The organism is Bacillus sp. 05T22 (assembly GCF_056396765.1).
In genome coordinates, this window is record NZ_JBFTMC010000033.1 from 1 (window position 1) to 15,200 (window position 15,200).

Below are 15,200 nucleotides of genomic sequence, written 5' to 3' on the forward strand. Positions count from 1 at the left end.
GCACTATTTATAGGAGTATATATAGCAAACGGAATAGGTTGCCCTGATTCTACATAAGCACGCATTGAAAAACCATTGTATCCTTTTTTCTTAAACAATTCCTCATAAACATAACTGTAAATCATGTCCCATCTTTTCTCTATTTTTACTTCTTCCATATTTCTCTGACTAATATCAATTGTATATGGTTTAATACCTTGGTTCATTAACCGAGCATTTATCTCTTTTTTCACCTTACTTGTATTTACAGTATCAGCTATTTCTAGGTCTACTACTCTTGTTTTATCATCCACATAAGCGCTGAGGAATTCTTTTTTATTCACTACACTTACAACAGAATCCATAACTTTTGAATCTTCACTTTTGGATTCTTCTATCTCACTTTGTTGACAAGCGCCAAATAAAATAGTTAATACAAGAGGGAGAATTAACCCTTTTCTTTTTCTCATTTAAATCTCCTTTCTCGTGCTTGCTTTGTCATATATTTGAGTCCTAGATCGTAATAAAAGTGTAATCGATCTAATTTCTATTTTCATATTCGATTAGGCATTCTTCAAAGCAAATGAAAAACCTTTACTTAATTTTTACAGGTTCGAAAAATCAAATTCCACTCATATTCCACCTCCCAATTCATCCCCCAGGAAAATATATAAATAAAAGAGATAAGACCAGGAACTCGGTCTTATCTCTGGCATAAAGAGAAAGAAATAGGGTGATAACCATCACTTTTTTATCATATTACATTAACTGTTAATTTTGAATATTTTATCTAAAAATAGTGATAATATCGACATTGAGAAATTTATTACTAATTTGTTTGTACAGTATCAAAAGGTACACTTTTAAATACATTTTTAGCTTTCATATATTTAGCGTTAAGTGCCTTCTTAAATTGTCTATAAAAGTATACCTTTATAAACGACTGGTTTCTTTATGAAAAAAATTAAACATATACCTAAAGGTATTTATTATTTTGGAACGTTCATAAAATATATTTTTGATATTTTGGAACGCTATTTTTTTGTGGGTTCATGTAGTTCATAAAGGTGTACCTTTTGATACTAAGAGAAATAAAGCGATTTTCTAAAATTATGAAAATAAAGAAAATAATTACTGATCGTGATAAAATTGTAAAGTTAGAATCTTGTATCAGCAAGGTTCTTGCAAAACTATTAGGAGGGATAAATTTCATATTTTTTATGGAGGGATTTTATAATGTCCAAACATGTTATTAATAAAAACAATAATACATATCGTTATAGAACACTGATTTTTGTGTTATTACCTATTGTAATGTTAAGTATTCTAATTTTTATACAGTTTATAATGAATTATCCTATACCTATTTTAGGTTATAAAAATTATTTTAAAGATGATAATTTAGGATATGTTATTAAGGAATATACTTGGATTGGTACAACAAAAAAACAAACTATATATGGAGATGACTGGCTTTCTGTTAAAGATAAAACCAAATATATTGGAGAAGTACTAAGTGCTCAATTTATGTGGGTATGCGGGTTACTTGGTTTACTTATTACGAAGTTTTCAAAATTAAAATTCAATTCAAAGGAACTTAAACTTTATAAAATATTATGGTTTACAGTGATATTAGTTGGCTTATTATTTCATCTAATCACTTCATTAAAATAAAGGATAACACTACCAACAAAACACAGATATCTCCATCCTTTAGAGGTGTTTTGTTTGGGTACTTTGGGGTTGATGAGGATGGGGCGGTACCCCATAATGTATACCTTTTGAAACGTAAAAATAAGCTTAATAAAGAAGAATGGGGGAATATTTATGTTCAATAATTATATAAACGCAAAAGATACACTTTTTTATAAAAAACGTTTTTACAATGTATTAGCTTCAATCCCTTTTGTATTTATTTCGGTAATAGGGATGTATTTGTTAGATGTTGAATTAATGTATTTTGTAATCGTTGCAGGTATTTCAATAATGACTTTATTAATTCAGTTAATTTATTATTATTCAAACTGGAAAAAATCCCTTAAGTGAATTTGGTAAGTTTCAAGATAGATTGCCTACCGATAATGAGATGTTATGTTAACCTGACATGTATAGAGTATACACATTACCGACATGGTATAATTTAGGTAAAAATAGAGAGTGGATAGGAGAGAGAATTTTAGAATGCGTACTTTACAGACAGAACGTTTAATTTTGCGACCATACGAATTAAAAGATGCTATTAGAGCACAAGCATTGGCTGGAGAAAGAGAAATTATTGAAACCACTTTGGCTATACCCTATCCTTATCTACTGGAACATGCTGAATCTTGGATTCAACAACATCCTCGATTAATAGAAAATGGGGATGCTTATCCGTTTGCGGTTGTGTTGAAGGATGAAAATGTACTAATTGGAACAATGACATTGCGTATTGATAAACAGCATAACAAAGGGGAACTTGCCTATTGGATAGGTAAGGACTACTGGGGGAAAGGTTATGCCACAGAATCAGCAAAAAAGGTAATGGATTTTGGATTCTGTGAACTCAATTTAAATCGAATTTGGGCACCTGCAATGAGTAAAAATCAGTCATCAACACAAGTAATGAAGAAAATTGGGATGACCTATGAGGGGACACTAAAACAAGATGTGTTGAAATGGGGAACATATGAGGATGTAGATATTTATGGGATATTGAAAGATGCCTACATGAATTGCAGATAAACCAAATATATTTACTTCCGAAAACGATAATTATGTAAATACGAAACCCCTTCAGCAAGTAAAATGAAGGGGTTTTTTCTAGATACAGTGACTATTGATAAGTGAGGTTATGTTAATAAAGGATAGCTATAAAGCTGTTCTTTTCTTATGTTATAATATTCAAAAACTTCATATGCAAATATTAAGAGGTGATTATTTTGTATTATTATAAATGGAGAAGTTTTTCTTCGGTTAAACCAACACAAATATATGATGAGAACAACAATATAATAGGTACAATAAAAAAAACGTATAGCAATCAGTTTATAAGGATAATAGATTTAATATTATTCCAAGGGACGTATTTTTTGGAATATGAGATATATGATTTTAAAGAGAATTTACAATTAAAAGCGAAAAAGGATATAGATTTTCGAAAAAGAACACAATTTCTTCTTAACTATTATGCTGGAACAGAAGAATATCAAATACATTTAATAGATAAAAAGACCTTTGATTTTGGTGAAATAACTACATTTGAATTTGCAGGAGAAATGTATGAATTAAATCAAAGACCTTTTGAATGGGCAAAAATAACCAATTTAAATACTAATTTGATTATTGCAGAATGGAAAGAGCCTATTAAGCCTCCTTTTAATATTACTTTTAAATTATTAGAGGAATCTTATAAAGATAAAGTTTTATTATTGATAGGCATATTCCATTCATATTTACATGCTGCGGGGCATTAAATTTAAAAACATTATTATATATATCCTATTTGTTTTTTCTTTGAGGGGTCACCTTACATCGCTATCAAGATAAGAAATACGGTTCTGGTGCAAAAATATTAGTTAGAAACATAGAGTAGCAATTTTCTCTTCATTTCTATCTTATGAAGCTAAGCCAACCAATTTATGAATAAATTCTTTCCGGTTTTGGACAGACTTGTCCTCTTTTATTTTATTTTTGCACCAGAACCGTTATTTTTATCTTTTGATTTGCTTAATTCATATTCTTCAATAACATCAGCAATACTCTTCTTTATATGATTCCTTTCTTGAAATGGATCATAATAATGAGGATTATCCAAAGAAAATTTTATACTTTGTAACATGTCAATTACATTCAATATCCTCTGATCATTACTTTGAAAAAGATCATTTAAAAAACGATGTTTAAAAAACATATATAAAATAATAGTACTAACAATTTAAAAAAACATAATACCAAAATAACCAAACGCTTGTCCGAAAGTAAAATGATGATCTTTATGCATATATATCCAATTGTTAAGTGATCCCCAAACAGGAGACACAAAAGCAATAATTAAAGTAATATATGATGAGACAAGATTTAAAAATCTCCCTTGTTTTTTCCTTTCAAGTTCCTGTTCTAATTTAGTAATATAAAAATCTAATGCCGATTTACTTTTCTCAATATCTTCTGTTTCTAATACCTTTATAACTTTTCTTTTACGTAAAAATTCTTTTAAAAGTAAATGTCTAAAAGGTAAAAATTCTTCCCCACGAAAATCGATATTATACTTCTCTAACAGTTTATTTCTAGATGGTTTAAAAATAAAATAAATAAAAGAGAAGAAGAAAAGTATTAAATATAAAACAAATAAGATGTAAGAAAAAGCATTAGAAATTTGCATTAAAAATATTAATATACCAATAATACTACAACCATGAATACCTACAAAAAGATTAAACCTTATTTTTATAGGTTTAAATAAAAAGAACCAAGTTGACATACTCTTTTTGTAGAATTGTAATAACTCATTTTCAAACAAGATCAAACACTCCCTTTATTTAAAAATCTACTATCCAAATACCACATCTCACTCTACTTATCCCACGGCTCCCTTAACCACAACCCTCTACAAAAAGTGATTCTTCCATTATAGCCTCACTTATAATAGTCATTCCATTAAAAACACCCATGTAAAATTCCTTGTAAGTTGATACGGTTAATAGCAAGGAAGTACCTAAAAGAATACTCCACCTAACTTGAATACTTGTTTTACACTTTGGATTGGGAGATATGTATATTTTACCATATTTATAATTGAAGAAAGATGATGGAGATGGAACGAAGTGATCCTTTCCTGCAATCGCTCATGTATTGGAATGCATCGGATAACTAGCAGTAAGTAAATTTCCAGAACCACCTTCCCTCCAATTAAAAGCTTCACCACCTGTTAGGGGATACTTTTCTTATGCCTTCAGGTATATGGTTCTCTTCTTTCAACTATTGCATTGCTACAGGATAGGTAGGGTTCTTATCTACTGTTATCACGCGAGGTTTAGAAACGTACGAAAAAGCCAAGGCTTTCTTGAAAAAGCACTTGGCTGCTTGTTTATCTCTTGATTTACTTAGATAAAAATCAATGGTATTCCCTTCTGAATCAACGGCACGATATAAATACGTCCATTGCCCTTTTACTTTAATATAAGTTTCATCGACTCTCCACGAGTCATTTGTTGATGTAAGGTGATGTCGTACTTTCTCTTCTAATTGAGGTCCATATTGATGAACCCAGCGCATAATGGTTGTGTGAGCAATAGATAATCTTCTTTCCTCCATCATTTCCACCAGGTTACGAAAGCTCAAATTATACCGCAGGTACCATCTTACTGTTAATAAGATCAGTTCAGGTTGATAATGTTTCCACTTGAATAGGTTTCGCTTTTCCATACTGATCACGCCCTTTTTTAGAGTACTAGTATCAGTATGTCCAAGTTTCAGAGGTTAGTTACATAAGTCTTATAGTTTTTGCACCAGAACCATAATTCCCCCTTTTATTTTTTGAATATTCCGTTGACGATTATGACATATCCACTTTACAATTTAATTGTGATGATTTTATCACAATTAAACTACTTAGAATCCACTTTACATATTTAAAAACAATTAAAAATAGGGGTGTTAAAATGAAGAACCGAGTAAATGCAGATTTATTACCAGGTTTAGAAATGTTTCCTGATCTCGATTTACGCCCAGAGAACTTGCAAACAATCAGAGAAGGAATATCGCAAATGAGACCACCTACTGTTGTTGATGAATCCCTTTCATTAACAGATGAAGTCATTGTTGGACCTGACGCTAATCCATTACCATTAAGAATTTATCGTCCAAAATTAAATAATGGATCCTTACCTGTCCTGTTATGGATACATGGTGGTGGTTATATCTTAGGGTCTATAGATGATAATGATGATACTTGTATGCGGTTTGCAAAAGAAGTTGGCTGTGTGGTCGTGTCTGTAGACTACCGTTTAGCTCCAGAGCATCCTTATCCAGCACCAATTGAGGATTGTTATGCAGCATTAAAATGGATTGCTGATAACGCAGAGTCATTAAACATTGATTCGAATCGAATTGGTGTTGCAGGAGCGAGCGCTGGCGGTGGACTAACAGCAGCATTGACATTATTAGCTCGCGATCGAAAATATCCTTCTATTTGTTTTCAAATGCCACTCTATCCAATGATTGATGACCGAAATAATACACCTTCTACGAATGAAATTAAAGAAGGATTTGTTTGGAATCAAAAGACAAATGAAGCTGGCTGGAAAATGTATTTAGGAGAAATATATGGAACGGATAATATTCCTGCCTATGCAGCCCCTGCTCGAGCAGAGGATTATAGTAATCTGCCATACACCTACACATTTGTTGGTCAATTAGATCCATTCCGCAGCGAAACATTAACCTATGTAACCAAACTTGCGCAAGCTGGTGTTGATGTCGAATTTCATTTATATCCTAGGGCTTATCACTGGTTCGAAGGATTAAATCCAAATGCCGACGTATCTATTTACGCTGTGAATGAAATGATACAAGCAGTAAAGACTGGTTTCGAAAGAGTAGCTAAGGTAGAGGCTTAATCTCTTTACATATTCTATTATCTTAACAACAAACACACTCTCTTATTAAAAAGAGAGTGTGTTTGTTGTTGTACATTTCTTTAGTGTTTTCATTCCGTTTTATGTAAAATATACTCGGAATATTAAAGTTGCGGAATTGAAATAAGATGTTTAGACGATATGTTTACTTCCTCTGGAAGTGCTTTGATTTTCATCATAATTTGAAGCATTTCTTCTGTTGTCGTCCTTGGGTTGATGGAACAAAGTCGAATTACCACTTTTTCTTTCAATTTGGTCGTACTTAGCATAGCGAATCCTCTGTGATTAATTTCTTCCACCAGTTTTTTGTTTAGTTCATTAATTTTATCTATAGATGCTAGTCCACAAGGGGTATAGCGAAAAGTAACAATTCCTAACTGGGCAGATGTTACCACTTCCCAATCTTTTTCTTTCCTTAAAAACTCTTCAACTTGTTCAGCCAACATAATGCCGTGATCAATTGCCTTTCGAAAAGCTGCGACTCCAAACACTTTAAAAGAAAGCCATACCTTTAACGCCCTAAATCTACGAGATAGTTCAATTCCACGTTCTCCAAAATTAACTTTTTCTTCTATATTAGTTTCCGTATCCTTAATATACTCCGGAATCATACGGAATGTTTCACTTAAGTATTGGCTGTTTCTAATGAGTACACAGCCCACATCATAAGGCTGAAAAAGCCATTTGTGAGGGTCCAGTGTTAAGGAATCGACTCGATGAATTCCTTGAAGTAAAACACTTCCTTTTTCACTGAGAATTGCTGGAGCACCATAGGCCCCATCCGCATGTAGCCATACATCTTCTTCATTACAGAGATCAGCTAATTCATTGAGGGAATCAACCGCTCCACAATTAGTTGTCCCTGCATTAGCAACAACACAGAATGGTTTTTTCCCTTTTAGTCGATCTTCTTTTATTTGCTTTTTTAAAGTACTAACTGAAATTCGTAAATATTCATCTGTTTCAATTCGGCAAATTTGATGATGTTTGAACCCTAATACTTTAAGTGCCCGATCCACAGAAAAATGAGTTTGGTCGGAAAAATACACAACCGCATTTTCTATATCGTTATTAAGCTTGACCTGTCTCGCTACAGTAAGCGCAGTCAAATTAGCCATGGAACCCCCACTTACAAATAGTCCTTCAGCCGAATCAGGGAATCCTAACATTGATTTTAACCAGTTGATTGTCGTTAATTCGATTTGCTCAGCACCTGCGCCTACAATCCAAGCTGTGGGAAATACATTAAACCCACTTGCTAAAAAATCTGCTACTACTCCTACATAATTATTAGGACCCGGCACAAAGGCCATAAAATGAGGATGATCCACATGGGTAATCTGATTAAACACATTACTATTAAGAAAATGAAGGAGCTCTTTCGGATTGGATCCGTTTTCTGGAATTGATTCAGTTAGCTTGTCTCTAAAAATATCACTATCAATCGTTTCAGATACTGGTTTACTTTTTAAATGATTCATATGGTCAACAATTAAATCAACCGCTTGATATCCTAACTGACGCATCTCTTCGGCTGATAACTGCAGGTTTTTCGTCATTTGGTTCACTCCTATTCCATTTAAAAAGGCGAGTTCTTGCTCGCCTTTTCATTTTTTATAATTTGTAATCACCGATTGTCTGTGTTGGATTTTGAAGGATCATGTTGATTAACTGATGGATATGATTCAATATTTCCTGTATTTTCTCCGCTTCATATACAGTTTGATCATATCCAAATTTTATTGTAAGTTTCTCTTCAGGGAAGCACATAATTCCATACTTTACATGCGGCTCATCAACGACTTGGTAATCTGTGATGGCAAAATTTCTATTCTCATTTGAAGAATAGATTTCTGGGTTCGTTGGATAGTTTTCAAAAACCCAAAGATGATCGGTTAACTGATTAATCAACTCACTTTGTTTTTGTATCTCAACAAATGAATAGTATGCATACTCATTACATTTCAATGTTTCTAGTTGTACTTTTTGCAAGAAGTCCACAAAAGATTGTGTTTCTGTCCATGCTAGTCGGATAGGCAAAACATTTGTGAACAGTCCAAACATATTTTCAATCCCTTCTACTTCGGGAGGCCTGACTGATACTAGATTAGGTAATACTACTTCTTTCATTCCGTTGTATTTGCCAAGCAATATTCCCCATACAGCTAGTAATGCCGAATTCACAGTTATATTGTTTTTGGTTACAAATGTCTGTAACTGATTAGTCAAATCCTTATCTAACGTTAAATCCATAAATGTGAAATTTAACCCTTCACTTTGAGTTGGTACTTTCTTTTTAGGAATACTGATTTTTCGATTGTATCCTGATAAATAATCCCGCCAAAAATGACGTGCTTTCTCATGATCTTGTGCTAAAGTCCAGTCTATGAATGTTTGAAAAGGTTTTACCGTAGGTAACTCTACTGTAGTTCCCGCATTTATTGTTTCATAGAGTTGGAATAATTCGTCTAACAAAATGCTGACGCTCCAACCATCGCACAATAGATGATGGGAACTCCAAACTATCTTATACTCGTCATTCCCTAGTAGAAATATACAGAGACGGGTCATGAGTTCATCATTTTTGAATCTTCGACTCAAATTTTTATTCATCCACTGATCTATGAATTCCTGTTGTTCTTGTTTTGCCATCTCGATCAAGCTTTTTACCTCTGAAATCATTTGAACATCATGTAGTACAGCTTGCCAAGGTTGTTCTTGTTCATCTTGTACGATGATTGTTCTTAGAGAATCGTGACGATCAACTAATTGTTGAAAACACTGAATAAAGAGATCTACATCTAATTGCCCCTCAAGCGTCCAAATTGTTTGTTCGAAATAAGCATTGGTATCAGGTTCAGCTACAGCATGTTCATAAATAACTTGTTGGAAAGCTGCCAATGGGTAAATTCGTTCTATTTTTAAATCTGGCATTTTTTCTTTTATTTTGTTAAGTGTATGTTGATTTAGTGATGTAACTTTATTTTCTTTCTTTTTGTTTATATCGTCTGTTTGTGAACTTGAAAAATGGTCTAGCTTTTTAACAAAATGAACCATGTCTCCTAATATAGGAAACGAAAATAGATTTTTTGGCTCTAACTCAAATCCTTGTCTATACAGTCTGACAGAAACTTGAATCGCTTTTATCGAATCTCCACCTAAGGCAAAGAAATGATCATTTACTCCGATTTGATCTACTTTGAGTACTTCTTGCCATACACTAGTCAATATTTTTTCCATTTCAGTTTTTGGAGCAATAAACACATCATTTTTTTGTTTCTCTGGAGCAGGAAGCTCTTTTCGATCTAATTTCCCATTAGGAGTTAAGGGTAGTTGTTCTAGATAAACAAAATAAGAAGGTATCATGTACTCTGGCAAGTGGTTTCGCAAATGCTGTCGTAGTTCTGTTGTACTTATATTTTGCTCAGTTACCACATATGCGACTAAAAATTTCATCCCATTCTCATCTGCCTGATCAATTACTACAGCTTGTTCGACTTGTTTGTAAGTGAGAAGACAATGGGCAATTTCTTCTAATTCCACACGATATCCTTGAATTTTGACTTGATAATCTTGGCGGCCTAAAAATTCAATATACCCCTCGGGATGCATTCTGCCACAGTCTCCCGTCTTATAAATGAGACCAAGCTCCGGATGTGACACAAATACTTCATTCGTTTTCTGTTCATCATTTAAATATCCTTTAGCAAGACCCACTCCCCCAATATATAAATCACCAATTACACCAACAGGACACATTTTCTTTTCATAGTTCAACACATAATACGTTTGGTTTGCCAAAGGCATCCCATATGGAATACTGTTCCAATGTGATGCCACCTGTTTGACTGGATAATAAATTGACCAAATTGATGCTTCTGTTGCTCCTCCCAGTGAAATTACTTCCGCAATCGGGAAATGACGTTTTATTTTTTCTGGTAAAGAGAGTGGAATCCAATCCCCACTATGTAAAACTAAACGCAAAGAAGAATTTTCAAAATGAGTACCTACTTGATCCAATGCCAAATCCATGATTGCAGGTACTGTATTCCAAATTGTAATTCCTCTGCGTTCGACCGTACGGATTAGTTCTTGCATGTCTCTCGGATCACGAATCATTACCAACATTGCACCCGTGCTTAACGTTCCAAAAATATCGTATACAGACAGGTCAAAGCACATGGAAGAGATACCAATAATGCGATCTTCTTTATTTACCTGGTATTTTTCATTGATATCTTGAATGGTATTTGCAACCGCTTGGTGAGTAATGATTACTCCTTTTGGCTTTCCAGTACTTCCTGAAGTATAGATAATATAGGCAAGATCTTCCGGATTAGCAATAGTAGGTAGGTCTTCAGTTGTATATAATGACAAATGTTTCTCTTCATAAAGACTAGGTTCTAATAAAAGTTTGCATGCGCTATTTTCTAAGATATATGTTTGTCGATCTAGTGGATGATTAGGTTCGATGGGTACATAAGCAGCACCTGCTTTTAAAATCCCCATCATATTAGCAATCGTATCAACTCGCCTCTGTGCCAAAAGGCCAACTTTGTCCCCTAAACCAATCCCTTGTTCTTGCAAGTAGTGCGCAACTTGATTGGAGCGCTTATGAAGCTCCGAGTAAGTTAACCATTCTTGCTCAAAGACCACTGCTACTTCATCCGGTGTACGCTTTACTTGGTCTGTGAATAATTGATACAGAGTAGTAGAAGGTATTTTTTCTGTTGTCTGATTGTATTGCTCAATTAAAGTTTGATCCGATTCTTTCATTTGCAAAGAGGTTACGTCACTTTGTTTCACCAATTGTTCCAACAAGTCGACAAATTGGGAAAACATTGCTTCTATCACATCAGCATCAAACAATTCTTCTACATAGTTCCAGCTAATTAATAACTCTCCATTTTTTTCAATTACCACATTATCCAAATACACTTGTGGAGTCCGAGCGTGAATATGGCGAAGAGAACCAAGCTGTTCCCAAGCAAAAGCACCCGCACCTGCTAGCATCGAGGTGAAAACAATTGGCATAACTGCTTTTGGCGTCATTTGGTGATATCGAGTAAAATCTCGAATAAAGTTAACTCCATCGTAATGCCGATGTTCAAGGCCATCTAATAAAGTAGATTGAGTTTGTTTTACTCTAGTAAAGAAAGATTGCTCTGGATTCACATCAACATCCAATAAAATGAGTGAAGTGAAATCTCCCACAATCTGCTCTACTTCTTCATGAACAGGATAACGATTAAATACAGTCAAATTAATTGCCAATCGACGTTGATTACTCCAATATGCCAACACATCACCATATATCGTACAAAGTAGAGCGGAAGGAGTTACTTCTTTCTCTTGTGCTAACTTTCGTAACTTTGTCCATTTTTCATTGTCCAGGATCTTTGTAAGTGATTGGAATTTAGGAGTAGCAATCTCTACCGGATCCTTTTTTAACAGCAAAGAAGGAGCAAACGGAAAGTCAGGAAGCTTACTTGTCCAATAATCTTTTGCTGTTTTATATTCTTTGCTTTGTTCCATTTCATCATAGATAAACATGTAATCTTGAAAATCAAAAGAAAGAGAATCCAAACTTTGATCTGGTTTGTAATAATAATGAAACAAATCATGTCCAACGATGTTCATGCTTGCCCCGTCCATCAATAAAGCATCATATCGAAAACATAACAAATAAGTGTCTTCTTTTAAAAGAAAGGCTTTCAATTCAAACAAAGGCCATTGCTCCAAAGGAAATACATGGTTAGTCATTCGAGAACGTTCTTCTTGCAAGCGAACACTTTGTTTTCTATCATCTAAACCAATGAGACTTTCTATTTCAATCTGATAATCAGGAACGTTTTGTAAAATTTGTTGTTTTCCCTCTGGCAAGATTACAGCTCGTAACATTGGATGGCGATGAATTACCTTTTGAAAACTTTGCGAAAGACGATTGATATCCAATTTTGTTTCATATTCAAAATACGTTTGAGGTGAAATACCGCTTAATTCAAACTGTGAATTCCGTCCTAACATGTAGGCTGTCTGAACTTCTGTTAAGGGAAATGGCTTGGACAAATCTTTAACACGAGTTGGCATATTATCTAAGCATTCTTCTTTATGCTCCACTTCTACATAAGAACTTAGTTGAGCAATCGTGGGATGTTTGAAAAAATCCGTTGTACTTACTTTCAAATGGTCTTTTCTTAATAAATTGATAATCTGTAGTGCTTTAATCGATTCTCCTCTTAAAGTAAAAAAGTTATCATGAATACCGATCCGCTCGATTTCCATCACTTTTTCCCATGCTTGCACCAATTTCTCTTCAATTTCATTTCGTGGGGCAACGTATGGAATAGATACGTAATCTGTTTGAGTTACATCCAATAACCTGTTTCGATCTACTTTCCCATTTGGATTCAATGGAATCTCTTCTACTTGAATCATTTTTTCAGGAATCATAAACTCAGGTAATTTATTGCTTAAATATTTTCTGAGCTCTCCAAAAGGGACCTTATTATCCGATACATAGTAAGCGGCTAATAATTTCCTGTTTCCATATACCTGATCAACAACAATAGCTTGGCTTATCTCTGGATATTTCCTTAACTGAGCTTCGATTTCCCTTAATTCAATCCGATACCCCCGAATTTTCACTTGATGATCCATTCGACCGAGATATTCAAATTCTCCATTAGGCAACCAACGAACGAAATCACCCGTATGATACATCATTTCTCCTGCTACAAAAGGATTCGGGACAAATTTTTCATCTGTCAGTTTAGATTTACCAAGATACCCCCGGGCTACTGCCACGCCAGCAATACAGAGCTCGCCCGGTATTCCAAAAGGTTTCAATTGACCATACTTATTCAATATATAGGAACGATAATTGGGATTAGGTTTTCCAATCGTCACTTCTTTGGCCGTGCTCAAATCTTTTACTGCTGCACAAATGGTTGTTTCTGTGGGACCATAGATATTTAAAATTTCCGCTTCACTGATGCTTCTAATTTTTTCAACTAAATCAATTGAAAATGCTTCCCCTGCTAACAAAATGGACTTTAAATCTTTTAGAAAATCTGCCCCTTCTGGATCACTCAAAATCACTTCCATTCTTGATGGGGTTGATTCCCATAAATCCACCTTATGTTCTTTGACCAAATGAGCCAATTCTTTTGTTGCAAACTGGTCCTCTGTAGCTATGACTACTTTCGAACCTTGAGTTAAAGGAAGACATATTTCTAACAAAGAAATATCAAAAGAAACACTAGCAAGAAACAAGAACGACTGATTATCTTTTACTTTTTCTCTCATAATGCTTAAAAAATGGACAAGAGATTTCTGTTCCACCATTACGCCTTTTGGATTTCCTGTTGATCCTGATGTGTAAATAACATAAGCCAAATCATTAGGATCACTTTCTCGAACTAAAATGCTTTCCTCACCTTGGAAGAGATGTTCCTCATCAAGATACAGCACTTCACCAGCAAATTGTGGCAATTCTACCTCTGTTCGCTTGCTCAGCAAACATTTGGCTTGACTATCTTGTAACATATATTCAATTCGTTCACTTGGATAGTGAGGATCGATTGGTAAATATGCTGCTCCTGCTTTTAAAATCCCCATCATGCCAATGATCATTTCCAATGACCGATCTACCATAACTCCAATAATGCTTTCTTTCGATGCACCTTTACTTTGGAGAATAGAAGCCAATTGATTTGCTTTCTTATTTAATTCTCTATATGTCAAAGATTGATCATTACAAATAACAGCAATTTGATCTGGGGTTTTCAACACTTGCTCCTCAAACAAATTCTGAAATGTTTGAGACAAGTCTATGCCCGTCTGAACTTGATTAAATCCTTCTAGCAACTCTTTGTCTTCTTCCGCAATAATACAGATATCTTTCACAGCCAGATTCGGATTTTTTAACACTTGCTTTAAAACATAAAGATAAGATTTGGCAAACTGTTGCAACGAAGAAAGAGAATGAGACTTGAAAGAAATTTGAAATTCAAATTCATTATGTATTTCATTCCATTTTCTTCGTATCCAGATAGCTAAATTATTCTCTGAGCATTCTTCTATCGAACTTTTATTATGTAATCCTTCCATCCCAAAAACGATTTGAAAAGGAGTTGAATGGTGTTTCGCTAATAATTCAGGGAGCGGATAACTCTGAATGTCATACCCGAATAAAGTCGTTTGTTCAACTTGATCTACCACTTGCTTAAAGGATTGATGCGGATAGATTTCACTTCCTATAGGAAGCAAATCATTATGATTCTTCCTTTGTTCATCATTTTTTTCAATTACAGGAATCCCAATTGTAATCTTTTGTTGATCTGTATAATGTGCCAAGCAAACCCTTAATGCGGCCTGTAACCAGCTAAATAAAAGTATATCCTGAGACTTACTTACTTTTTGTATAATTTGACTAAGTTCTGAATCCATAATGACTTGAATATGGTCGCATGGATTGTCTTTATTCAATTGATAACCGCTATTAAATAAAGAAAAATCGAGAACCTCGGAAGATAATTGCTCCTTCCAAAATACTTCTACCACTTTATTCTCATGAATCGAACTTCGATCTTTAATGTGCAT

Annotated in this window: 10 protein-coding genes and 1 pseudogene; 5 read left to right on the forward strand and 6 right to left on the reverse strand. The window is 34.0% G+C overall.

Annotated features, from left to right (window positions below; all coding sequences use genetic code 11):
• Positions 1-449 (reverse strand): DUF4030 domain-containing protein (locus AC1DIT_RS12560; RefSeq protein WP_476998218.1); only part of this gene is annotated, 449 nt, incomplete at its 3' end.
• A gap of 766 nt (positions 450-1,215) precedes the next feature.
• Here AC1DIT_RS12560 and AC1DIT_RS12565 point away from each other — a divergent pair.
• The 4 genes from AC1DIT_RS12565 to AC1DIT_RS12580 all read left to right on the forward strand — a co-directional run bounded on the left by AC1DIT_RS12565 (position 1,216) and on the right by AC1DIT_RS12580 (position 3,434).
• Positions 1,216-1,653 (forward strand): hypothetical protein, encoded by a 438-nt coding sequence (locus tag AC1DIT_RS12565; protein ID WP_016132879.1) that lies wholly within the window; start codon positions 1,216-1,218, stop codon positions 1,651-1,653.
• Positions 1,654-1,806: 153 nt separating this feature from the next.
• Positions 1,807-2,025, forward strand: a complete 219-nt coding sequence (locus tag AC1DIT_RS12570) for a hypothetical protein (RefSeq protein ID WP_016132878.1) — start codon at positions 1,807-1,809, stop codon at positions 2,023-2,025.
• A 135-nt stretch (positions 2,026-2,160) separates the two neighbouring features.
• On the forward strand, positions 2,161-2,703 hold the full coding sequence (locus AC1DIT_RS12575) for a GNAT family N-acetyltransferase (protein WP_016132877.1): 543 nt from the start codon (positions 2,161-2,163) through the stop codon (positions 2,701-2,703).
• 188 nt (positions 2,704-2,891) lie between these two features.
• On the forward strand, positions 2,892-3,434 hold the full coding sequence (locus tag AC1DIT_RS12580) for a tubby C-terminal domain-like protein (RefSeq protein WP_033671221.1): 543 nt from the start codon (positions 2,892-2,894) through the stop codon (positions 3,432-3,434).
• A 206-nt stretch (positions 3,435-3,640) separates the two neighbouring features.
• Here AC1DIT_RS12580 and AC1DIT_RS12585 read toward each other — a convergent pair whose 3' ends face one another.
• From AC1DIT_RS12585 to AC1DIT_RS12595, 3 genes and pseudogenes are all read right to left on the reverse strand, one after another.
• Positions 3,641-3,799: a hypothetical protein gene (locus AC1DIT_RS12585; RefSeq protein ID WP_476998219.1), complete on the reverse strand. Its 159-nt coding sequence runs from the start codon at positions 3,797-3,799 to the stop codon at positions 3,641-3,643.
• A 96-nt stretch (positions 3,800-3,895) separates the two neighbouring features.
• The gene (locus AC1DIT_RS12590) at positions 3,896-4,480 is read right to left on the reverse strand and encodes a hypothetical protein (RefSeq protein WP_476998220.1); all 585 of its coding nucleotides are present in this window, start codon (positions 4,478-4,480) and stop codon (positions 3,896-3,898) included.
• A 461-nt stretch (positions 4,481-4,941) separates the two neighbouring features.
• Positions 4,942-5,385, reverse strand: a pseudogene (locus AC1DIT_RS12595) (IS6 family transposase); the annotation flags it as partial.
• A gap of 236 nt (positions 5,386-5,621) precedes the next feature.
• On the opposite strand from AC1DIT_RS12595, the gene AC1DIT_RS12600 reads away from it, so the two are divergent.
• Positions 5,622-6,578, forward strand: a complete 957-nt coding sequence (locus tag AC1DIT_RS12600) for an alpha/beta hydrolase (protein WP_016113468.1) — start codon at positions 5,622-5,624, stop codon at positions 6,576-6,578.
• Between the two features lie 122 nt (positions 6,579-6,700).
• On the opposite strand, the gene AC1DIT_RS12605 is transcribed toward AC1DIT_RS12600, so the two are convergent.
• Together AC1DIT_RS12605 and AC1DIT_RS12610 are read right to left on the reverse strand one after the other, a co-directional pair.
• On the reverse strand, positions 6,701-8,155 hold the full coding sequence (locus tag AC1DIT_RS12605) for a pyridoxal phosphate-dependent decarboxylase family protein (protein ID WP_016113469.1): 1,455 nt from the start codon (positions 8,153-8,155) through the stop codon (positions 6,701-6,703).
• 55 nt (positions 8,156-8,210) lie between these two features.
• Positions 8,211-15,200 (reverse strand): non-ribosomal peptide synthetase, encoded by a 6,990-nt coding sequence (locus AC1DIT_RS12610; protein WP_016113470.1) that lies wholly within the window; start codon positions 15,198-15,200, stop codon positions 8,211-8,213.

Bases quoted from the DNA above. Each gene is read 5' to 3' on its own strand.
- AC1DIT_RS12565 (WP_016132879.1), top strand. From the start codon at position 1,216: ATGTCCAAACATGTTATTAATAAAAACAATAATACATATCGTTATAGA.
- AC1DIT_RS12570 (WP_016132878.1), top strand. From the start codon at position 1,807: ATGTTCAATAATTATATAAACGCAAAAGATACACTTTTTTATAAAAAA.
- AC1DIT_RS12575 (WP_016132877.1), top strand. From the start codon at position 2,161: ATGCGTACTTTACAGACAGAACGTTTAATTTTGCGACCATACGAATTA.
- AC1DIT_RS12585 (WP_476998219.1), bottom strand. From the start codon at position 3,799: ATGTTACAAAGTATAAAATTTTCTTTGGATAATCCTCATTATTATGAT.
- AC1DIT_RS12600 (WP_016113468.1), top strand. From the start codon at position 5,622: ATGAAGAACCGAGTAAATGCAGATTTATTACCAGGTTTAGAAATGTTT.
- AC1DIT_RS12605 (WP_016113469.1), bottom strand. From the start codon at position 8,155: ATGACGAAAAACCTGCAGTTATCAGCCGAAGAGATGCGTCAGTTAGGA.
- AC1DIT_RS12610 (WP_016113470.1), bottom strand. From the start codon at position 15,200: ATGCACATTAAAGATCGAAGTTCGATTCATGAGAATAAAGTGGTAGAA.